General features: G+C 59.4%; 17 protein-coding genes and 1 tRNA gene. 6 read left to right on the top strand and 12 right to left on the bottom strand.

Annotation, left to right across the window (positions count from 1 at the left end; all coding sequences use genetic code 11):
• Window positions 1–13: 13 nt before the first annotated feature.
• The 4 genes from M0D64_RS36395 to M0D64_RS36380 form a co-directional block, all read right to left on the bottom strand.
• Complete coding sequence (locus M0D64_RS36395) at window positions 14–2,368, bottom strand: bifunctional (p)ppGpp synthetase/guanosine-3',5'-bis(diphosphate) 3'-pyrophosphohydrolase (RefSeq protein ID WP_154559928.1); 2,355 nt, start codon at window positions 2,366–2,368, stop codon at window positions 14–16.
• 91 nt (window positions 2,369–2,459) lie between these two features.
• Window positions 2,460–2,663 (bottom strand): DNA-directed RNA polymerase subunit omega, encoded by a 204-nt coding sequence (rpoZ, locus tag M0D64_RS36390; RefSeq protein WP_006025620.1) that lies wholly within the window; start codon window positions 2,661–2,663, stop codon window positions 2,460–2,462.
• 141 nt (window positions 2,664–2,804) lie between these two features.
• The gene (gene gmk / locus M0D64_RS36385) at window positions 2,805–3,485 is read right to left on the bottom strand and encodes a guanylate kinase (RefSeq protein ID WP_154559927.1); all 681 of its coding nucleotides are present in this window, start codon (window positions 3,483–3,485) and stop codon (window positions 2,805–2,807) included.
• An 18-nt stretch (window positions 3,486–3,503) separates the two neighbouring features.
• Window positions 3,504–4,427 carry a YicC/YloC family endoribonuclease gene (locus tag M0D64_RS36380; protein ID WP_266261281.1) on the bottom strand — a complete coding sequence of 308 codons (924 nt, stop codon included), beginning with the start codon at window positions 4,425–4,427 and terminating at the stop codon, window positions 3,504–3,506.
• A 291-nt stretch (window positions 4,428–4,718) separates the two neighbouring features.
• On the opposite strand from M0D64_RS36380, the gene rph reads away from it, so the two are divergent.
• The 5 genes from rph (at window position 4,719) to M0D64_RS36350 (ending at window position 8,863) form a co-directional block, all read left to right on the top strand.
• A complete protein-coding gene (rph, locus tag M0D64_RS36375) occupies window positions 4,719–5,459 on the top strand; it encodes a ribonuclease PH (RefSeq protein ID WP_054037414.1) in 741 nt (246 codons plus the stop codon).
• Entirely contained in the window at window positions 5,452–6,099 is a 648-nt protein-coding gene (gene rdgB / locus M0D64_RS36370) for an RdgB/HAM1 family non-canonical purine NTP pyrophosphatase (RefSeq protein ID WP_266261280.1), read from the top strand. The genes rph and rdgB overlap by 8 nt, the downstream gene beginning before the upstream one ends.
• The gene (gene hemW / locus M0D64_RS36365; protein WP_168435657.1) at window positions 6,096–7,325 is read left to right on the top strand and encodes a radical SAM family heme chaperone HemW; all 1,230 of its coding nucleotides are present in this window, start codon (window positions 6,096–6,098) and stop codon (window positions 7,323–7,325) included. Before rdgB ends, hemW begins: the two co-directional genes overlap by 4 nt.
• 55 nt (window positions 7,326–7,380) lie before the next feature.
• A tRNA-Ser gene (locus tag M0D64_RS36360) sits at window positions 7,381–7,470 on the top strand.
• 778 nt (window positions 7,471–8,248) lie between these two features.
• Window positions 8,249–8,863: a tyrosine-type recombinase/integrase gene (locus tag M0D64_RS36350; RefSeq protein ID WP_266261279.1), complete on the top strand. Its 615-nt coding sequence runs from the start codon at window positions 8,249–8,251 to the stop codon at window positions 8,861–8,863.
• 129 nt (window positions 8,864–8,992) lie between these two features.
• Here the strand turns inward: M0D64_RS36350 and M0D64_RS36345 are convergent, their stop codons facing one another.
• Window positions 8,993–9,871 (bottom strand): hypothetical protein, encoded by an 879-nt coding sequence (locus M0D64_RS36345; protein ID WP_266261278.1) that lies wholly within the window; start codon window positions 9,869–9,871, stop codon window positions 8,993–8,995.
• 395 nt (window positions 9,872–10,266) lie between these two features.
• Here M0D64_RS36345 and M0D64_RS36340 point away from each other — a divergent pair, with 395 nt between their 5' ends.
• On the top strand, window positions 10,267–10,629 hold the full coding sequence (locus M0D64_RS36340; protein ID WP_266261277.1) for a hypothetical protein: 363 nt from the start codon (window positions 10,267–10,269) through the stop codon (window positions 10,627–10,629).
• 4 nt (window positions 10,630–10,633) lie between these two features.
• Here M0D64_RS36340 and M0D64_RS36335 read toward each other — a convergent pair whose 3' ends face one another.
• The 7 genes from M0D64_RS36335 to M0D64_RS36305 form a co-directional block, all read right to left on the bottom strand.
• Window positions 10,634–11,596: a hypothetical protein gene (locus M0D64_RS36335; protein ID WP_266261276.1), complete on the bottom strand. Its 963-nt coding sequence runs from the start codon at window positions 11,594–11,596 to the stop codon at window positions 10,634–10,636.
• Window positions 11,593–11,952, bottom strand: coding sequence for a hypothetical protein (locus M0D64_RS36330; RefSeq protein WP_266261275.1), 360 nt, complete (start codon window positions 11,950–11,952; stop codon window positions 11,593–11,595). The genes M0D64_RS36335 and M0D64_RS36330 overlap by 4 nt, the downstream gene beginning before the upstream one ends.
• A 108-nt stretch (window positions 11,953–12,060) precedes the next feature.
• Complete coding sequence (locus tag M0D64_RS36325) at window positions 12,061–13,179, bottom strand: recombinase family protein (RefSeq protein WP_266261274.1); 1,119 nt, start codon at window positions 13,177–13,179, stop codon at window positions 12,061–12,063.
• 601 nt (window positions 13,180–13,780) lie between these two features.
• Complete coding sequence (locus M0D64_RS36320; protein WP_266261273.1) at window positions 13,781–15,400, bottom strand: type I restriction-modification system subunit M; 1,620 nt, start codon at window positions 15,398–15,400, stop codon at window positions 13,781–13,783.
• On the bottom strand, window positions 15,397–16,590 hold the full coding sequence (locus tag M0D64_RS36315; protein WP_266261272.1) for an anticodon nuclease: 1,194 nt from the start codon (window positions 16,588–16,590) through the stop codon (window positions 15,397–15,399). Before M0D64_RS36315 ends, M0D64_RS36320 begins: the two co-directional genes overlap by 4 nt.
• Window positions 16,587–17,891 carry a restriction endonuclease subunit S gene (locus tag M0D64_RS36310; protein ID WP_266261271.1) on the bottom strand — a complete coding sequence of 435 codons (1,305 nt, stop codon included), beginning with the start codon at window positions 17,889–17,891 and terminating at the stop codon, window positions 16,587–16,589. Before M0D64_RS36310 ends, M0D64_RS36315 begins: the two co-directional genes overlap by 4 nt.
• The gene (locus tag M0D64_RS36305) at window positions 17,881–20,958 is read right to left on the bottom strand and encodes a type I restriction endonuclease subunit R (protein WP_266261270.1); all 3,078 of its coding nucleotides are present in this window, start codon (window positions 20,956–20,958) and stop codon (window positions 17,881–17,883) included. The genes M0D64_RS36310 and M0D64_RS36305 overlap by 11 nt, the downstream gene beginning before the upstream one ends.
• Window positions 20,959–21,531: the final 573 nt, after the last annotated feature.

The following is a 21,531-nucleotide window of genomic DNA, read 5'->3' as shown; positions in this document are numbered from 1 at the left end:
GCCAGCCGTCAGATCAGTAATCCGCGCGCTCGCGGTCGATCCGCATCCCGCCGTCGTGACGGTGATGCCCTTCCTCGCTCGGCCGCTCGCGCGCAATACGCATCACGTCCGGATTCGTACGCACGCGGCGCATGACGTTGGCGAGATGGACGCGATCGCTGACCTGGATCACGAAACGCAGCACCGTGGATTCCTGCGACAGGTCTTCGTCCATCGCGATGTGGACGATGTTCGCATCCGCCGATGTGATGTCGGCCGCCACGCGGGCGAATACGCCCTTGGTGTTCTTGACCAGCACCTTCACCGCGACGTCGAACAGACGCCCCGGCTGCGGCGCCCACGCCACATCGATCCAGCGGCCCGGATCGCGCCGGTGGATACGCTGCGCGACGCGGCAGTCCGTGGTGTGGATCGCCATGCCGAGGCCGATGCCGATGTAGCCCATGATGTCGTCGCCCGGAATCGGACGGCAGCACGCGGACAGTTGCACCGACATGCCTTCGGTGCCGGTGATCACGACCGGCGGCGCATGCGACGCTGTGCCGTCGCGCGAGCCGTCGTCGTCGGCATCGCGGCCGCTCATCAGCACTTCGATGCGCTTGGCCATGACTGCGGCAACACGGCGGCCAAGACCGATATCCGCGAAGATTTCCTGACGGTTCTTGTTGCCCGTCCACTGCACCAGCTTTTCCCACGCTTCAGGCGTGACGTCCGACAGCGCCAGCCCGTAGCCCTTCAGCGCCTGGTCGACGAGACGCTCGCCGAGCTGCACTGACTCGTTCAGACGCATGGTCTTCAGGTAGTGGCGGATCGCCGAACGCGCCTTGCCGGTCCGCACGAATCCAAGCCAGGCCGGATTCGGCTTCGAATACGGCGCCGTAATGACTTCGACGATATCGCCGCTCTTCAGCTCGGTACGCAGCGGCAGCAGTTCATTGTTGATCTTCACTGCGACGCACTGGTTGCCCAGGTCGCTGTGGATCGAATACGCGAAGTCGAGTGCGGTGGCGCCGCGCGGCAGCGCCATGATCTTGGACTTCGGCGTAAACACGTAGACCGCATCCGGGAACAGATCGATCTTGACGTGCTCAAGGAATTCGCTCGAATCGCCCGCTTCACTCTGAATGTCGAGCAACGACTTCAGCCACTGGTGCGCGCGCTTCTGCACGTCGTTCAGATCCGCGCCGCCGTTCTTGTACAGCCAGTGCGCCGCGACGCCCGCTTCGGCGATCTCGTGCATCTTGCGCGTGCGCACCTGGAACTCGATCGGCGCGCCGAACGGGCCAACCAGCGTGGTGTGCAGCGACTGATAGCCGTTCACCTTCGGGATCGCGATGTAATCCTTGAACTTGCCCGGCACCGGCTTGTAGAGCGCATGCAGCGCGCCGATGCAGGTGTAGCACTCCAGCGCACTTTCGACCACCACGCGGAAGCCGTACACGTCGAGCACCTGCGAGAACGACAACTGCTTGTCGCGCATCTTCTTATAGATACTGAAGATGGTTTTCTCGCGGCCGGTGACTTCGGCGTTGAGCTTCGCGTCGGCAATCGCGCGCTGCACCGACTCCAGAATCTTGCCAACCACTTCACGCCGGTTGCCGCGCGCGGCCTTGACGGCCTTTTCGAGCGTGGCGTAGCGATGCGGGTTGAAGTTCGCGAAGCTCAGGTCCTGCAGCTCGCGATAGGTATTGTTCAGGCCAAGCCGGTGGGCGATCGGCGCGTAGATGTCCAGCGTCTCACGCGCCACGCGGCGGCGCTTTTCATGCGGCACCGCACCCAGCGTGCGCATATTGTGCAGCCGGTCGGCGAGCTTGACCAGAATCACGCGGACGTCGCGCGCCATCGCGAGGAGCATCTTGCGGAAGTTTTCCGCCTGCGCCTCTTCGCGATTGCGAAACTCCATCTTGTCCAACTTCGACAAGCCGTCGACCAGTTCCGCGACCTTCGCGCCGAATCGCTCGGCGAGTTCGGCCTTGGTCACGCCCTGGTCTTCCATCACGTCATGCAGCAGCGCCGCCATGATCGACTGGGCGTCGAGATTCCAGCCGGCGCAGATTTCCGCGACGGCGACAGGATGGGTGATGTAGGGCTCGCCGCTCTGGCGATACTGACCAAGGTGGGCTTCGTCGCTGAAATGGAAAGCTGCCTTGATGTCCTTGATTTCTTCCGGCTGAAGATAGCCGGACAGAACGCCTGTCAGCTTGGCAATCGAAACGACGTCATGCCGGCGCGGTTGCTCCGGTGTGGCGGTCGGCCCGAACAGATGGCGAAACGACTGTTCGAGGACCGCGTCGATGTACTTCCGTGCAGACGAGGGAGAATCGGCGTCGTGTTCCACTTCCGTGGCGGTGGGCGGGGTAGCACTCAATTTCGCCTCCGTAGCGGTTAGGGTTGGACGCCGGTCTGTACGTTGATGCAATTACATGGCAACTGGGCAATCGAAAACGGAAGCGTGCGCCTTAAACAGGCACCTTCTTCAACATTTCGACGCCAACCTGGCCAGCTGCGATTTCGCGCAATGCGACGACCGTGGGCTTGTCGCGGCTTTCGATCTTCGGCGTGTGACCTTGTGCGAGCTGACGCGCGCGATAGGTCGCGGCAAGCGCGAGTTCGAAACGGTTCGGAATCTGTTTGAGGCAGTCTTCGACGGTAATGCGGGCCATGTTGGGTTCCTTCTTTCCAGAAAACGCTGGGCCGCCCCAAGTCTTCTTGTTGCCCTCGGGCGGGCCGGCGCGAAGCGACGGGTCTGGGGGCGTTAATTGATGTTGCTTATTCTACCTTATGTGCTCAATATGCCGCCGCGTTCACGCGTGTGGCAGGTGAATGCCGAGTTGCACGAAAAGCTGCGTGTGACGCGCGTATTGCGAGGCGAAGCGCGAACGCGTCGCCGCCACGAGGCAGCGCAGTTCGCCGAGCGCGCGATCGAAGTTGTCGTTGATCACGACATACTCCGCTTCGGCCGCGTGCGCCATCTCGCTGCCGGCTGCGAGCAGACGGCGCGTGATCACGTTCGGCTCGTCCTGGCCGCGCTTTTTCAAACGCTCTTCGAGCGCATCGAGAGACGGCGGCAAGATGAAAATTTCAACTGCGTTGTGAAACTGTTTCTTCACCTGCTGCGCGCCTTGCCAGTCGATTTCGAGCAGCACGTCATGCCCGCTTTTCATCTGCTCTTCGATCCACACGCGCGAGGTCGCGTAGTAGTTACCGTGCACTTCCGCGCTTTCCAGAAACTCGCCGGCCGCGTGACGCGTCAGGAAATCGTCGACCTTCGTGAAGTGATAGTGCTCGCCGTCCTGTTCCTTCGGACGCGGCGGGCGCGTCGTGTACGAAATCGACAGACGGATCGCTTCGTCGCCGGCGAGCAGCGCGTTCACGAGCGTCGACTTGCCCGCGCCCGAAGGCGCGACCACCATGAACAGGTTGCCGGGATAAGCACCGGCGTAAGGGTTGCGCGGTGCGCTGGTTTCGCGTGTGTGGTCGGTCATGTTATCGAGGCTCCTGCCTTACTCCAGATTCTGTACTTGCTCGCGCATCTGTTCGATGAGCAGCTTCAGGGTCATCGACGAATCGGCCAGTTCCTTCGCCGCCGCCTTCGAGCCGAGCGTGTTCGCTTCGCGATTCAGTTCCTGCATCATGAAGTCGAGGCGCTTGCCGACCTTGCCGCCCTTCTCGATCACGTGACGCGTTTCGTTCAGGTGAGCCGTGAGGCGCGACAGTTCTTCGGCGATGTCGATGCGGATGCCGTACATCGTCACTTCCTGGCGAATCCGTTCGTTGATTTCTTCGCGCGAGACGCTCGTTGCCGTCGTGTCGGGCGCGGCGATACCCAGCGCTTCCTGCAGACGTTCGACGATCTTCTGCTGATGCTTGGCGATCAGCTCCGGCACGAGCGGCGTGATCTTCGTGACGATCGTTTCCATTTCAGTGACGTTGGCGAGCAGCACCGCTGCCAGTTGCGCGCCTTCGCGCGCACGCACGTCGATCAGATCGGTAATCGCCTGCTTGCCGCATGCGAGCACCGCATCGCGCAGCACGTCCGGCGCCACGCCGGTTTCGGCCAGCACCCCCGGCCAGCGCAGAATTTCTCCGGTGCGCAGGCGCCCTGCTTCCGGGAACGTCGACAACACCGTGCGCTCGAGCAGCGCGAGTTGCGTCAGCGCATCGCGATTGACCGAGCCCGCGTTAGCCGACTGTTCGCTGCGTTGCAGGTTGATACGGATGTCGACCTTGCCGCGCGAGAGCTTGTTCATCAGCATTTCGCGCAACGTCGGTTCGCAGACGCGCACGTCTTCCGGCATCCGGAAGTTCAGATCGAGAAAGCGCGAGTTCACCGTGCGCAGTTCGACCGATACGCTCACGCCGCCTGTGCCTGAGGCCGGGACGAGTTCGCGCGTGGCGCTCGCATAGCCAGTCATGCTGTAGATCATCGTATTTCTCGCGATTGTGGCCATGCGTTTGACGATGGCCGAAGAGTCGAATCGCCCGGCGTGTACGAGACGCGGGGCGGAGAATCCGCATTATCCCATTTTTACCGACGAGGCCGCTTCGTACGCGGGCGGCAGCCGGGCAACGCGAGCACCGCCGCGCGCGAAGTGCTACCCCGCGGAAAGCCCCGGCACACGCGGGCGGCCGTGCGATCGACCGGCCGCGCCGCGCCCGACGCGATCGGCGGTAAAATCGCGGTTTCCCTCCTGCTTTTCTTCCAGACCAATCCCAACATGACCGACAACACCCAACGCCCCAGCGGCCGCCAGGCCAATCAGCTACGCGACGTGCGCATCACGCGCCACTACACGAAGCATGCGGAGGGCTCCGTGCTGGTCGAATTCGGCGACACCAAGGTCATCTGCACGGCGAGCATTGCCGAGAGCGTGCCGTCGTTTCTGCGCGACCGCGGCCAGGGCTGGCTGACCGCCGAATACGGCATGCTGCCGCGCGCCACGCATACCCGCAGCGACCGCGAAGCCGCACGCGGCAAGCAAACCGGCCGCACCCAGGAAATCCAGCGCCTGATCGGCCGCGCCCTGCGCTCGGTGTTCGATCTCGAGAAGCTCGGCGCGCGTACGCTGCATATCGATTGCGACGTGATCCAGGCCGACGGCGGCACGCGCACGGCCAGCATCACCGGCGCATTCGTGGCAGCGCATGATGCCGTGGCGAAGCTGCTGGCTACGGGCCGCATCGAAAGCTCACCGATTACCGATTACGTCGCGGCGATTTCGGTCGGCGTGTACGACGGTCTGCCGGTGCTGGATCTCGACTACGACGAAGATTCGCAATGCGACACCGACATGAATGTGGTGATGACGGGCGCGGGCGGCTTCGTCGAAATTCAGGGCACGGCCGAAGGCGTGCCTTTCTCACGCGACGAAATGAATTCGCTGCTCGATCTGGCAAGCGACGGCATCAATACGCTGATCGCGAAGCAGAAAGCAGCGTTGGAGCAAAAGAGTGAGTGAAGTTCGTCAAGGCAGCGGCGCTGTTGCGTCTGACTCGCCGCTGAAGAAAGTCGTGCTGGCGTCGAACAACGCAGGCAAGCTGCGCGAGTTCGCAGCGCTGCTCGGCGCGGCCGGCATCGAGCTGATTCCGCAAGGCGAGTTGAACGTGCCGGAAGCGGAAGAGCCGCATCCGACGTTCGTCGAAAACGCGCTGACCAAGGCGCGTCACGCGGCGAAGCTCACCGGCCTGCCCGCCCTCGCCGACGATTCCGGCTTGTGCGTACGCGCGCTGCGCGGCGCGCCCGGCGTTTATTCGGCGCGCTACGCGCAACTCGCCGGCGGTGAAAAGAGCGATGCGGCGAACAACGCACAGCTCGTTTCAGCCTTGCAAGGTGAAACCGATCGTCGCGCGTATTACTACTGCGTGCTGGCGCTCGTGCGTCATGCGGACGATCCCGAACCGCTGATCGCCGAAGGCCGCTGGCATGGCGAAATGCTGGACGCGCCGCGCGGCGCGCACGGTTTCGGCTATGACCCGTACTTCTTCCTGCCGTCGCTGAATGCGAGCGCCGCGGAACTCGAACCGGCGGTGAAGAACGCCAGCAGCCATCGCGCGATTGCCTTGCGCCACCTGCTCGCGCGTTTGACGGAGGAAGCGTGATTCCGATCAAACCGGCGCCTGCCGATATCGGCAACGGCGTCATCAAGGCCTTCACGTCGCCGGGCAGCATTCGCCTGACGTCGTTGCCGCCCTTGGCGTTGTACGTGCACTTTCCCTGGTGCGTGCGCAAATGCCCGTACTGCGATTTCAACTCGCACGAATGGAAAGGCGACACGTTTCCGGAGACCGAGTATCTCGACGCGCTGCGCGCCGATCTCGAGATGGCGTTGCCGCTCGTGTGGGGGCGCCAGGTGCATACTGTGTTTATCGGCGGCGGCACGCCCAGCTTGCTGTCTGCGGCCGGGCTCGACCGCATGCTGTCCGACGTGCGTGCGCTGCTGCCGCTCGACGCCGACGCGGAAATCACGCTCGAAGCCAACCCTGGTACTTTCGAGGCCGCCAAGTTCGCGCAGTTTCGCGCGAGCGGCGTGAATCGCCTGTCGGTGGGCATCCAGAGTTTCAATGAAGCGCATCTGAAGGCGCTCGGCCGGATTCACGACGCGACGCAGGCGCGCCACGCGGTCGAAGTGGCCGCGAACACGTTCGACAACTTCAACCTCGATCTGATGTTCGCGCTGCCGCAGCAGACGCTCGCGGAGTGTCAGGCTGATGTGGAGACGGCGTTGTCGTTCGCGCCGCCGCATTTGTCGCTGTATCACCTGACGCTGGAACCGAATACCCTGTTTGCGAAATTCCCGCCTGCGCTCCCCGACGACGATGCGTCCGCCGACATGCAGGATTGGATTCACGAACGCACGACAGCCGCAGGTTACGAACGCTACGAGGTGTCCGCGTATGCGCAGCCGCATCGGCAGAGCAAGCACAATCTGAATTACTGGCGCTTTGGCGACTATCTCGGCATCGGCGCGGGCGCGCACACCAAACTGTCGTTTCCGAACCGCGTGCTGCGTCAGGTGCGCTATAAGCATCCGACCACCTTCATCGAGCAGGCATTGGCCGGCACGGCAGTGCAGGAAGAAAATGAGGTCGGGCCGCGCGATCTGCCGTTCGAGTTCATGCTGAACGCGCTGCGGCTGGTGGAAGGGTTTCCGGTGCATCGCTTTATCGAGCGCACAGGGCTCTCGATGACCTCCATCGAACCGGCTTTGCAGGAGGCGGAACGGCGCAAGCTGATTACGCGCGACCACGAAAAGATCGCGCCGACGCCGCTTGGCCAGGCCTTCCTGAACGATCTGCAGGCGCTGTTTCTGAAAGATCCGCAGTGATTGCAGCCCCGCCGAGCGCCGCAACGAGGATTTTTCAGGTTACAATTTAGGGCTTGGAGGTGTGGCCGAGCGGTTTAAGGCACCGGTCTTGAAAACCGGCGAAGGAGTGATCCTTCCGTGAGTTCGAATCTCACCGCCTCCGCCAAGTGCAGTCAAAAAATCCCCGCAAATCAGTAGCTTACGGGGATTTTTTGTTTCCAGTATGCCATTTGGTATGCCATCGATGCCTAGCTTCGTTTGAGCCAAATTGGAGTGCATTGGTCGAAGCACGGTGAAGAGGGTATGGCTGCTATCGTATCGTTTCATTGCCTGATTCATTCTGGATCGCCGCATGGACGAGATTCGAGGCGATTTGGGCTCTGTCCACCTCATGGGCCCAGACGATCGACGATGCTCGCGGCCGCCATCGCGCTATCTACCTCGGTTCGCGTCGTCTGCAACAACACACTTGCGATTGCGCTCGTGCGGGTGCCGTCAAAGTTCCGCACCGCTGCCAGTTCGACGCCCAAGCCACACGTGAAGCGCCAACTCGGCATCACTGTTTTGATCCTGGGACGCCTTCATGGCCCACATGACGGCAATCCCCGAGTGGAAATTCCCCGCTTGCCCGCTCTCCAGCCGCTACAGAGCCTCAAGCAAGGGGCATAAGGGCCGCACGCAGCCGCCCAGGCTTGCGTGCGGTAAACTGACCGAGCCCGGTACGCCCCAAGATACTTGCCGCATGTCTCCTCGTCCTTCGCTGTCAAATCAACAAGCCCGAACCAGCAATCGCCAGCGCCGTAGCCGGACAATGCTTCTGCCGATGCCCCGTCAGTCACGCGTCAGCTCGCGTTCGCGCGGGCGCGGGCGCGGGCGCTGCGTTGTACGCGTGACTGTCCGGCACTGGAAGCGCGTCGCATGACGTTCGCGGCGAAACCGCCAAGGTGCGCGCGAACCGCGAAAAGGCGCTGCTGAGTCACGTCTGCAACAAGGCACGGGAATGGGGCTACGCGAACGCTCCGAACCCGTGCGCGGGCGTCAAGGGGTTCCGCGAGAGCGGGCGGGATATTTACGTCACGGATGAGGCATTCCGGGCCGTCTACGCCGTTGCACACCCGACCTTGCAAGATGCGATGGACCTTGCCTATCTGACCGGCCAGCGACCCGCCGACGTACTGAAAGTGAAGCGGGCGGACATATGGGGTGATCATCTGCACATCGTCCAGAACAAGACTCGCAAACACCTCCGTATTGTCATTGAAGGCGACCTGCAGGCGGTCATTGAGCGGATCGTCGCGCGCCCACGAAAAATGACCGGCGCGAACCTGCTGCAAAACGACGACGGCACGCCCGTAAGTCCGTTTGAACTGCGCTCACGGTTCGATAGGGCACGCAAGGCTGCTGGTGTGACGTTTCAGTTTCGCGATATCCGGGCTAAGTCGGCCAGCGACACCGGGGACCTCGCGCACTCGCAAAAACTGCTTGGGCATCAGAGCCGCAACATGACGGAACACTACGTACGATCGCGAATCGGCGAACGCGTCAAACCGCTCAGATAGATACCCTTCCAGCCAGTTCTGAACGCTGCAACCAAGCTGGTTATTGGCGGTTGAGGCCCATAACCACGCTGGTTATGGGCCTCAACGGCACCCACGTTGGTTATAGGTGTTGCCGTCTATAGCCACGGACTACTGTGCAGCTTGTTCCCGCATGGCGGCTGCACGTGTCTGAAGCTCTTGTATCGCTGCGTCCATCTGCTTATGCAACTCGGCGGTTTGCTGTTTGAACGCTTCCGGGTTCGTTTCCAGACCCAGCTCAAGGCGGATCGCGCAGGCCAATTCATCAAGCTGAATCGCTGCGGCTTTCATGTCGGTCATCAACGCCACCCCATACTGCATCTCCCCGTCACTTAATTTGAGTTTGGCCTCAACGCTCTTGCCCGAGTGCGTTGCAGCCAATGCCTGTTGCTGCTCAAACGACCGCTGCAAGGCAGCAAACGCTGCTAAGTCTTGCTGTCGCGTTTCGTTTTGGTGAACCATTGCAGCAAGGACCCGCTTTATTTCAGTCTGTGTCGCGGCGTATTGCTCGTCATGAAAGGCGACTTCGCCTTTCAGCTTGATCAGTGGCATGAGAATCCCCAGTCCTTTCAGTAGCGTTACCGTGAAAAGGCTTGCCAATGACCGTGCCTTCAACGAGGCGGACTGATCCGCGACGACGGCAACTTTGGCGACTGCGACCAGAAACCGTTCGAGCCCCTCGCCGACATTGACCTTAGTGATGTCAACCTTGGCGAGACCGCCGAGGTAAGTCTGCGTATGCACAAGGTCCGCCACGGCATCAAGGTAAACCGTCCGTCGCATCGTCGCAATCCGCTCAACGTGCGCTTCCTCGGCGGAATGTTGCCTATCTCGGCTAGCTTCATCCCTCGAATGCTCGCGCTCTCGCAATGCTCGCAGAGAGGAATGTTCAAGTTCTGTTTTCATCCGCTTTGTGGCAGCCCGGAGCGATAACACAACTCCGAAAAAGGTCAACAGACCGACCATTAGGGCGATGCTGCCAGCGATCATGCTACCTGTCAGAAGTGGGTTAGCTACCGCCCATTCCAACAGTGAATGGGGCTTCGCTGTCGCAGTTGCAGTCGGCGCGAGAGCAGCCAACGCGGTAGAAGCGGACTTCGCAGAGGCAATCGGACCTAACGGTGCGGAGGTCACCGTAGGGGTCGATGCAGCACCTGCGACAAAAGTAGTTGCCTGTGTCATGAGTCTTATATGGCGATGGACTTCGGCGGTAGTTTACTCCCTTGCCGGCAAGTAGGGCCCGAGCAAGCAATTCAACCCAGTCCGACTGCCCTCCCTTCCTGCAAGCCGGTGCGGTGGATGAGGGTCTCAGCCCGTCACTATCTGCCCTATTCGCTCGTTGACGCGCTAAACTTGCCCGTCTCGTTTGCGAGGACGGTGTTGCCTTGACCAATCCGCTTAATCTTGATCTGCGCGCTCGCGCCGAACTCCTGACCTATCTCGTGGCGTCGCACTTTGTTGCCCGACAGGCAACCGGAGAGTGGCTGTCAGCCGATCACGTCGTTGAATCGACGAAGATCTGGTTGGCTGCGAACGGGGGAGGCGCAGATGTCCTCCAGCGTGTATTGCTCGCGAGTCGCGCCCGCGAAATTGCCGAGCGAATGGAGTTGATATCGCCTCTTTCGTTTGGTCCCGGCGAGGTCACTGCACTGTTTTGCGAAAATCTGCGGCTGGATTTTCGGTCACCGGTCGCGCGAGACGCCTATCAGCATTGCCTGACTGAACTCACAAACACCCGGTGGTATTGAACGATCATGGCGCACGTGCGCGACCGCGTTGTTGCTTCCCACTGGTTTGCCTTTCTGAACCAGCGATCCTGTCGCGGGTGTACGGCAGCTTCATTGGCCGCTTCGGTTCCTTCGCGCGATTCGCTTCAGTTGCGACGAGCGTAAGCGCTGCGGCTTGGCGGGGGTATCGCGCATCTAGCCAGGCAACCACGTCAGAGCAGTGCATCCAACTACGGACACAGGCGCAGCAGACCGCCAGATAGATCAGATTACTGTTATGTCCGGCGGACAGAACCTGGTTCCTCTGCTGGAAGCCGATCAGCCGCTTTTCAATCCTCGCGAAACTCCTTGTCCGATCTCGGTCGTATCGGGGCGGCCGCAGCAAGGTGGCTCTTTGATCTTCAGATGTCGCCGCCAATAGCGCGTGGGCAAAGTCTCCTGTGTAATTGTCTACGGCGCGCATCAGACTTGAGACCACGAGCCGACGCGATGCTGTCATCCGGCTAAGTGCCTGAAGCGTCCTTGCGCACAATTTCTCACTTGTGAGGATCGTCGCGTTCTCCATGTCTTTGGCCACCCCGCTGCCCCGGCGATCGGTGTCGCTTGAGCTAGCGGCCGGTATCGGATCTGCACGAATGCCACATGCTTGCGTCCGCAGTTGCTGATGCACGGGGCGCGGGACGTTCGGGAATCCTGCGGCCCTGAGCAAGGTGACAAACTCGTTCTGGCAAATCAGTTCGCCGAGGATATCTCCAAGAAGCCTGACTTGCACATCCGCCGCCTCCTTGCCCAATAGCGCGACGCGTTGGCGTTCACATTCCCGTTTGATCTCTTCGCGTAACCGTGCCTCAGCGGGCCTGCGCGCTGCCTGCTCCCCAGCAAGCCGTCCGCCTGGTTCCCATTCATCATTGTCGCGTTTCGCACGCTGTTGAGAGGCGTGCTTTCCCGGATCGCCCGTCGGGGCGAGTCCTGTTCTGCGGGGCTTCATGGCACACCGGCGGGCGGAGCGTAATCGGAGGCCTGCAGCGGGACAACGTCTGAGAATTCAACGAGCGACTTCAGATCGGGACGCCGCAAGTCTTCAAACTTCGAAAGCCCATTTCGGTAAATCACAGTGTATTCCCCGGCAGCGAGGCTGCCGCGAGGGAAGATATGAAAGTCAAGCAACTCGGGAGTTGAGCGTTCAATGCGAGCGTAAACCAGAAAGTCGATGGCGAAGCAGTCCGGCCACCGCGCGACCCAATACGGTGAGTACCCGCGGATGCGCCACGAACTACGCACCACAAACTGCAGCCTGAGCGCATTGTCCACACACATAACATTCGTGTGTTTCTGGAATTTCACTCCGTGCCCCAGCCCTTGCAGCACCTCCGTCGTGATGTCGACGAGCGTGCGCTCTGTTTGCCGCTCGACGTGTCTGTTCCGAGATCGCTCAGGGTTCAGATAGGGCGATTACCCAATCTCCTTGTACGCTGCGTACAGGCTACCGAATTCCCGCATGACGCGTTCAACAGATGGCGCGCTTCGATAGCGTTTTAGCGTTGCTTGATTCAGTTCGCCGGCTTTTTCCATGACCTTGCGAAGGCCTGACAGGATCTCGTCCCGGCTTGGGGTTTGCCTGATCCGGGCGAGTTTGTGTTGGACGGCACCAAAGAGTTGTGCGCCAATGACCGGCTCGAACGCACCGGCTACCCGTATCCATTCCGCCTCGGGTAATTGTTCCCACGGGGCATCCAGCTTTGAAGACGTCCGGCTGTAGACGTTCGTGCCAATGTACTTTTCGTTGCGCAAAATCTGGAGAATATTTCGCGGCAACCAGAGCCGGCAGGCGCCGTTGCAGATTCCGAAGTCGTTCAATCGACGCGCTATGTCCGTAGCGGTAGTCCTACGAGTGGCGTACCACTCGAACATTTTTCTCACGAGCGCCACTTCATGCGGTGGTCCCGGAGCTAGAACCACGCGGTCGGTCTGAAGGTTTTTGTACTGATACTGTGCAAGCGGTCGACGGGTGCCGCTCTGGGAGTCCACCAACACACGCTGCAAGCCATATCCGGGCGGACCGCCGGAATGGTAGCCGCGCTCAACGTTGACGCAATGGCCCAAGAAGACCTTGCGCGATATCTCGCGACTGAATTCGCCTGCCATAGCCCGTTTGAGCGCTTTCATAACGCAGGTTGCCGGGCTGGCGTCGTTTTCAAAGGGCTCAGCGACGTAGATCACTTTTACGCCAGCGCGGCGACAGGCATATTCGTAGAAAGCTGCTTCATCAACGTCCTGAAATCGCCCCCAGCGGCTTACGTCGTAGACCAGGATTATTGTGAATTTGCGGGCCGGACTTTCGACGTCTACAAGCAGTTGGGTGAGGGCCGGGCGCTCGCGTAATGTAAGACCACTTATACCAGCGTCCTCATAGTCCCGAACAATCCGGATATTGTGGGCTGCTGCATACTCAGCGATCGCCTGTCGCTGGAAAACCGGGGAGAATTGCTGATGGTCGGTAGACATGCGCACGTACTGCGCGGCACGTAACGGCGCGCTGAAGCCAGACCGACGGTCCTTGGTGGACAGCATTCGGCTCACCAGTTGGTAGCAATGCTTAGTGATAGCGTTGTTTTTTTGAAAGTCAAGTCAACCGGATCGATGCCTGCGCGACATCGAGGGTTTACTGGCGCTTGGACCCTCATGCGGCGAGCGCCGATGGTTCAATCCGTCTGGCGCCGGGGCCCGGTCTGTCGGTCTGGTTTTCGCAGCACTACGAATTCCCGGTCGTATTGGACGTGGTGAATTGTCGATCAGTGTCCGGCAGGGACCGGCCATCAACAGACGGTGACGACAGACAGCTGTCCGACTCCTCGTCTCGTCGACGTCGCGCCGGAAGTGACCGTAAACTGTTCGCAAGAACGAGACGCTACAGAGGCAGACGCACATCGGTAGGTGACGCTCGGAGCCTTGAGATGCGGCATAAGGCCCGAGACCATGCCCTTTCGCAATCTTCCTGGAGCCAGCCTGCAAGCCATTGACCGGCAGCCCCGGCGGGCGCCGGACCGCGCTTGTTCACCGCTACCGCAGCCGCCCGGAGCAGACCACGCTGGACCGCCTGGTACAACAGCGTGCCGGACCATCTTCGCGCAGGCTGAGGTCGGGACCTGCACGGACCAGTCAGTATGAGTACCTATGGCAACGGCTTCAAACCCAGCTCTCTCAGGAAAGCGTTGTGCTTGTCCTTCGCAGCCGCAATCGCTTTTTCAATCTCCACCAGCTCTTGGTGAGTCTCATCCAGAACAATCTCCGTCTCGTTCACCGCCGTACTGATATAGCGCGAGATGTTCAGGTTGAAGTCGTTATTCTCGATCTCGGCCATCTCCACCTTGCGTGAGTAGCGCGCCTCTTCCTCGCGGAACTGGTAGGTCTTGATGATCTTGGCGATGTGCTCGGGCTTGAGCTGGTTCTGGCGTTTGCCTTTCTCGAAGTGCTCCGGCCCGCTTGCGTTAATGAACAGGACATCGTCCGGCTTCTTGCACTTCTTCAACACCAGGATGCAGACGGGTATGCCGGTGGAATAGAACAGATTGGCGGGCAGGCCGATCACCGTGTCGATGTGCCCGTCCTTCAGCAGCTTGGTGCGAATGCGTTCTTCCGCCCCGCCTCGGAACAGCACGCCGTGCGGCAGGATGATGGCCATCACGCCTTCGTCTTTGAGGTAGTGGAAGCCGTGCAGCAGGAAAGCGAAGTCGGCAGCGGACTTGGGCGCGAGGCCGTGGCTCTTGAAGCGCACGTCGTCAGCCAGGGCGTCGGTCGGTTCCCAGCGGTAGCTGAAGGGCGGGTTGGCAACGATGGCGTCAAAGCTGGGCTTCTTGGCTGGGTTCTGCTCCCGCATCATGTCCCACTCGTTGAGCAGGGTATCCCCGTGGAAGATCTCGAACTCAGTATCTTTCACCCCGTGCAACAGCATGTTCATGCGTGCGAGGTTGTAGGTCGTGATGTTCTTTTCCTGGCCGAAGATCTTGCCGATGGTGCCGTTCGCCTTGGCCACTTTCTTGCGCACGTTGAGCAACAGCGAGCCAGAGCCACAGGCAAAGTCCAGCACGCTTTCCAGCCGCTTCTTGGTCCCGGTTTTCGGTTCCTGACTGTCCAGCGTGACGATGGTGGAGAGGATGTCGGAAATCTGCTGTGGGGTGTAGAACTCGCCGGCCTTCTTGCCGGACCCAGCGGCAAACTGGCCTATCAGGTATTCATAGGCATCGCCCAGCGCGTCGATGTCGGTGGAGAACTCCGCCAGGCCTTCGGCGATTTTCTGGATGATGGCGCAGAGCTTAGCGTTCCGGTCGGCGTAGGTTTTGCCGAGCTTCGGGGAACTCAGATCGATCTCGGAGAACAGACCCTGAAAGGTGCTCTCGAAGGATTCCGTCTCGATGTACTTGAAGCCCGCTTGCAGCGTGTTCAGCAACTCTGCGTCTTGGGTGCGGGCCAGGTTGGCGATGCTGTTCCAGAGATGCGCGGGCTGAATGACGTAATGCACCTTGCGGCGCATCTGCTTCTCGAACGCCGGGATGTCGTTAACGTTGTTCGCATACCAGAGCGCCAACGGCACCTTGCGGATGTCGCTTCCCACATCAGGGTAGTCCCGCCCCAACTCCTTCTTCGCCGCCGTTTCGTAATTGTCCGAAAGGTAGCGCAGGAAAAGGAAGGACAGCATGTAGTCGCGGAAGTCGTCCGCATCCATGGCGCCGCGCAGTTGGTCCGCGATGCTCCAGAGGGTCTGGTTGAGTTGCTTTTGTTTGGATTCGTTCATGGGATCGTGGCAGGTGCGGCGGCGGTTGCTGCGGCTGGTGTCGGTGTTGGCGCCGTCTCAAGAATGTCCGGCAAGTCAAATTGGAATTTGGTGGTGAAGTCTTCCAGAATGCGCCGGAACAGCTCTTTGTTGTCCTCCCCCATTTCGGTCGGTTCGTGGATGGCGTATTTGCCATGACTGAGGAGGTTCAGCGCGCGGTTGTAGAGTGCACGGTCTTCCTCGATGCTCAGCGCCTTAAGGCAGAAGGATATGTCAGCGTGGCCGAAGAACGACGCCGTTTTTTCCATGATGCTGCGCAGGGCGTTGAAATGGAAGGTGTATAGCTTGCCGGTGCTGGGGGCAGCGGCAAGTTGTAGCTCAGCGAGCGACGCGACGTGATGGAAAAAGGGCGTGTCTTCGGTGGCCCGCAAGGTATATACGCCGTCTCCGTTCGGGCGGTGCAGAAAGTAGCGCTTGTGGGTCACCCTCGACTCGCCCTCTTTTGCTCTGCCAATCTCGTTGCACATCACGTTGAAGAAAAGGGCGTGATGGGACGAGAAAACAACCTTGATGGGCGCGGGAGTGCCGTCCTGGCCTTTGCGGCTCACAGCCCGGCGCAGGAGTTGGGCGAGATCGCAAGCCACGGCGATGGCGTTGTTGTCGTCCAGTGAAGAGATGGGGTCATCAATGTAGAGATATTTGTTCCATTGATAGGAGACGTGACCGTCGAGCATCCGCTCGCAAATGGCCATGAAGAGGCACCAGATGAAGATATTCTGCTCGCCACGGGAGATCTTGATGTTCTCGGCTTCACGGTTCCGGAAAGAGACCGTCCATGTCTCGTAGTCAATGTCGAAATCGAAGTCCGCATAACGGTCGAGGTAGCCCGCAATCGTTTCGTCCAGTGCGAGGTCTTTCAGACCATTGAAGAAGCTGGAATTGGGATTGAGTCTGAGCCGCCGGACAGCATCACCGTCTAGATCGTTATCCCAGGTGAACAAGTCTTCGGTAAAGGCATTGAAGTAGAGGGTGTCGGGAGCGCCATTGTTCTTGCGCTTCCCCTCGTCCTTGAACTCCATCGACAGCCGTGTCTTGCCAGTGCGGTTGTAGGCATGCATGAGGATGAGCTCTACTCCGCCCAGATCGTCACGCAGCTTTCTCGTGAGTGTCCTGAGGTTGGCGTATTTGTTGATCTTCGGTTTTGCGCTCATGCATCAACCTCTTCCGAGGATGGGAAGAGCTGCTGCAGCAACCCTTTCTTGTGGCTCCTGAAGGCTTCGAGCTTCTGGGCTTCGGCGGTGATCAGCGCGTCGAGGGTGCTCAGGAACGAAGCGATACGTTGTTGTTCTTCGACCTTCGGATGGCGAATGCAGAGAGTGACGAACACGGAAGACTTGATGCCTTTAGCTGTCGATCCGGTGCTGTGAAAGTCGATCGTCTTTTGCATCTCCGGCCCAAGCAGTGACTGAAAAAGGAATTCAGGAACGCATTTCTTGGTATTGCATCGAAGCGTAATGATGCGCTGACCGAGCGCAAATACCCCCACACTCGGAAACATCGCCACATTCCCGAGTGGTGCCTCAGTGGTGAAAAGGATGTCTCCTGCTTTGGGAATCCCTTTGGTCATCCATGCGTCGTAGGCACCTGCTTCGATGTATTCGTCGGCTGTCATGTCGAGCCAACCAAATCGCACATTCTTTGCGGTGATCAGCGGAACGCCCGATTCTGCTTTTGGTGGCGGCTTGCCTCGATAGTCGATTACCTTTTCGAGGCAATCCCCCAGTTGTGTCGTTTCCCACTCCCCGGCGTTCTGAAACTCGGGGAAGCGAACGCGGGGTTGAGTTTCGCCTTCGCGAGGGAAAAGCCGGTGCATCAGCCCTTTTTTACGAGTCTTGAGCGCGCCCACTTTCCGCGCTTGCGCGGCCATCAGCTTGTCCATCGAACTCAGGCAGTCGGCGATTTTTTGTTGTTCAGCGGGTGACGGCGCAGGCAAAGGCATTGCCATAAAGTCGTCACTTGATATGGCCATCCTATCGTGGCGTGCACCAGTACTGGATGCCTGTCGCACGTAGGTATGCCAGCCCGTAGTCTTGAAAAAGTGTTCATAAAAGTCGTCCCTGTCGTCTTTGAATTTAAAGACTGTGTACAGCGGGGACATTACGCCTGTGCCAATCTTGTTCTTCGATATGGGGCCTACGGGCGCTGTTGACGATATGCGTGGGTTGTAGACGTAGCTGCCCCGCTCGACAATAAAATAGCTCTCAAGCTTGCCTTGCGTAGCGATATCCTTATCAAAAAAATTTCTCTGATCTAATACACCAAATTCAGCAGAGTTTGTCAGCACACGATCAATCTTTTCGTCTCGATTTTTCTGTTTGGCACGAATCGCTAGACGATTTAACGGTATAAATTTCCAGCCATCTGTCTCCCGAAACTCCGGAAACCGTAGCTTCGGCACCCGTGCGGGCGTTGCCTCATCCTTGACGGCGTTGGTTTTCGTCTTATTGCTCATACGCGCTGAGTCCTGAAATATCGCGGCCACCGGCGCGTTTAATGAGGAGGGAGTGGAGGTCATCCATGAGGGCGAGTTCGGCCTGGGTGCGGGCTTTCCAGCCGAGGTCGAGCGGGGCCATCAGGTCGCTGAGTTGCTCGCCATCGAAGATCATGCGGTCGAGGATGCCGTCCACGAAGCTTTGAAGGGCGGCGGTAGCGAGGCCGTGCTTCGCGGCAATGGCGGCGAGCTCCTTGGCGCTCTTATCGGCCTTGAAACGGGTATAGCCATCGCGGATGGCGGCCTCAGAGAGGCCCTCACCCGCCTGGAGCGTGGCGATGTATTCGGCGATGTCGTTGCGCTCGTTCATGAACTTGGCATCGGCGCTGATGAGGCCGATGAGTTCCTCGCGGGTCATCTTGGCCTTGCCGGGCCCCTTGGCAGAGAACTTGGCGATGAGGCCCATGATGTAGTCGTAGTCGATGACGGCGGAAGCGAAGAGGACAAACTCGAAGTCGAGCTGCTCCACGGGGTCATCGGTGCCGGGGCCATCACCTTTCTTGGCGTCTTTGCCCTGCTGCGCTCTGAGCTCTTTGGCAGTTTGCAGATACTGGCCTTTGAAGCCGCGCAGGTTTTCATCGGGTAGCACCTGCTCGATGGCGGCTTTGTTGTCTTCGCTGAGGTCGGTGTATTGGTCCAGCTGGGTTTTGAGTCGCTGGACTTCCTTGAAGTGGCTGATGAAGGCGGCGCGGGCCTCGTCGCCCTTCAGGTTGGCCACGGCGGATGGCGTGCAGGCAAGACCCTGGGACGTCATGAAATCGTCCAACTTCTGCACGGCAGTCTCCAGCTTCTGGATGACCACAGGCGCCTTGTCCACAAGCCAGATTTCCCGCGCCTGCTCGCCGGTCTTCTCGCCGGAGAAGAGGGCGATGGCGGCATCGACTGAGTCTTGCTGCTGGCGAAAGTCGAGGATGTTGCCGTAGGGCTTGGTGCCGTTGAGCACGCGATTGGTGCGGGAGAACGCCTGGATCAAGCCATGGTGCTTAAGGTTCTTGTCCACATAGAGCGTGTTCAGGAACTTGGAATCGAAGCCCGTGAGCAACATGTCCACCACGATGGTGATGTCGATCTTTTGCGCGGCCGGGTAGTCGGCATTGGGCCACTGCTGGTCCTTGATGCGCTTCTGCACATCTTGGTAGTAGAGGTCGAACTCGCTCAAACGGTGGTTAGTGCCGTAGCGGGCGTTGTAGTCGGCGAGGACGGCCTTGAGCGCAGCTTTCTTGCCCTCGGGATCTTCTTCGTTGTCCACTTGCTCCTGCGGCAGGTCTTCCTGGATCTGCTTGACGTCTGGGTCGCCCTCGGCAGGCGGGGAGAAGACGCAGGCAATGTTCAATGGCTTGAAATCAGGATCGGTGGCCTGCTTGTCCGCCTGCATGGTCTTGAACAGAGCGTGGTATTCGATGGCGTCGTTGATGGACGCGGTGGCGAGGATCGCGTTGAAGCGGCGCCCGCCGGTGGCTGCGTTGTGCTTGGCAAGAATTGCCTCGATGACGGCCTTCTTGGCAATGGCTTCGCCGGGCTTTGGCGGGTTCTTACCCTCGGGCTTGAAGTAGTCGACGTGGAAGCGCAGGACGTTGCCATCCTCGATGGCATGGGTGATGGTGTAGGCGTGCAGCTGCTTGTGGAAGAGCTCCTCGGTGGTCCGATACGAGGCCACCTCACCGTCGATTTTTATGCGACTGGCGTTGCCGTTGGGTCCACCAAAAATCGGCGTGCCGGTGAAACCGAAGAGCTGCGCCTTCGGGAAGAATGCTTTGATGGCCTTGTGATTGTCGCCAAATTGCGAACGGTGACATTCGTCGAAGATGAAGGCAATGCGCTTGTCCTGCAGTGCTTCGAGCTGTTCTTTGTAGGTGGCCTGGCCGTTTTTGCTGCGCTGCTTATTGCGCTTGCTGTTCTCGTCCAGCGCGAGGCCGAGCTTCTGAATGGTGGTGACGATGACCTTGTCGGTGTAGTCCTCTGAAAGCAGGCGGCGCACGAGGGCGGCGGTGTTGGTGTTTTCTTCGACGCAGCCTTCCTGGAATTTGTTGAATTCTTCCCGGGTCTGGCGGTCGAGGTCTTTTCGGTCGACGACGAACAGACACTTGTGAATGTGTTCGTTTTCCTTCAACAGGGTAGAGGCCTTGAAGGACGTGAGCGTCTTGCCGCTGCCAGTGGTGTGCCAGATATAGCCGTTCCCGTTGTCTTCGTCGATGCACTTGACGATGTGTTGCACGGCATAGACCTGGTATGGCCGCATGATCATAAGCTTTTGCTCACCCGCAAGCAGCACCATGTAGCGGCTGATGGTGCGGCCGAGGTCGCACTTTCTCAGGAAGTGTTCGGCGAACTCGTCGAGTTGGGTGATCTTGCGGTTGTCCTCGCCTGCAAACTCATAGATGGGCAGAAAGCGCTCGTCGGCATTGAAGGCGAAGTGGCGGACGTTGTTGTTGGCGAAGTAGTAGGTGCGGTCGCGGTTGCTGACGATGAACAACTGCATGAAGCAGAGTAGCGTCTTGGTGTAGCCGTTGCCCGCGTCGTGCTTGTATTCGACGATCTGCTCCATTGCCCTGCGTGGATTCACGCCTAGGGTCTTCAGCTCGATCTGCACACAGGGTACGCCGTTGATGAGGATGAGAACGTCGTAGCGGTGGTGGCTGTTGTCGGTGTTGATGCGGAGCTGGTGAACGACCTCGAAGTGGTTTTTGCACCAGTCCTTGATGTTCACAAGCGTGTAGTTCAACGGCGTGCCGTCGTCACGGGTGAAGGCATTGATGCCGCGCAGGGTCTTGGCAGCGGTGTAGACATCCGGGGTAACTATTTCATCCAGGAGCCTGGCGAACTCGGCTTCGGTCAGCTTGACGCGGTTGAGGGCCTCGAACTTCTCCCGGAAGTTCTTTTCCAGTGCGGCGCGATCGCGAATGTCGTCGCGGTATTCGTACTTCAAGTTCTGAAGCTTGCCAAGGAAGCCGTATTCGATGTGCTCTTCTTTGACAACGGAGCTCGGTGCTCCGGACGGCAGATCGTAGGTAAACTTGGATGAAGGCATGGGGGAGGAACGTGTGTTGGCTATGGATCGGAATGCAATGCGGGTGGCGGGTCGCTATGAATCGTGTTCGTTGGGATGTACTACGACCACTTATAAGCTCGCCAGTGTAAGGTTCAACGTTCCACTCATGTGTCGTCGGAGGCCTTGATGCGCGGACTCTGGTCGAGCGCCGACTTCGAAAATCCACACTCGGTAACGCTTTCCGATCCCGCCCTACGGCTCGTCATCGAACGAAAGACTTAGCTCGGACCCAGTCTAGGAACGTTTCGAGGTTCTGCTCTGCCAGCTGCTTACGGCTTGCCGTTATCAGCCCATTATTGTAGCCGAGGCAACCTTTCGCCTGCCGGGCGACGCTGCGCAAGAGTCGGTAGACGTCCACTACCGATCCTGATCTAAACCGCCTGGCAAGTGGTTGTGAACGTCCGCTTTGGACAAATCTAACAGACCGCTTAGGGTCGTCTACGGAAGTTCGGCTTTCAACTAGAGATAGCGGTTTTCGAGGCGACTTGTATTTCCGGGTTCGTTAAGGGTTATTCGATGCCTGCCATCGACCACAGGAATGTGACGGTGCCT

The sequence above is a fragment of the Paraburkholderia sp. WS6 genome, assembly GCF_030464835.1.
GTDB classification, from domain to species: domain Bacteria; phylum Pseudomonadota; class Gammaproteobacteria; order Burkholderiales; family Burkholderiaceae; genus Paraburkholderia; species Paraburkholderia madseniana.
Note: the sequence above shows the minus strand (reverse complement) of the source record. Positions and strands in the feature narration are given on the sequence as shown.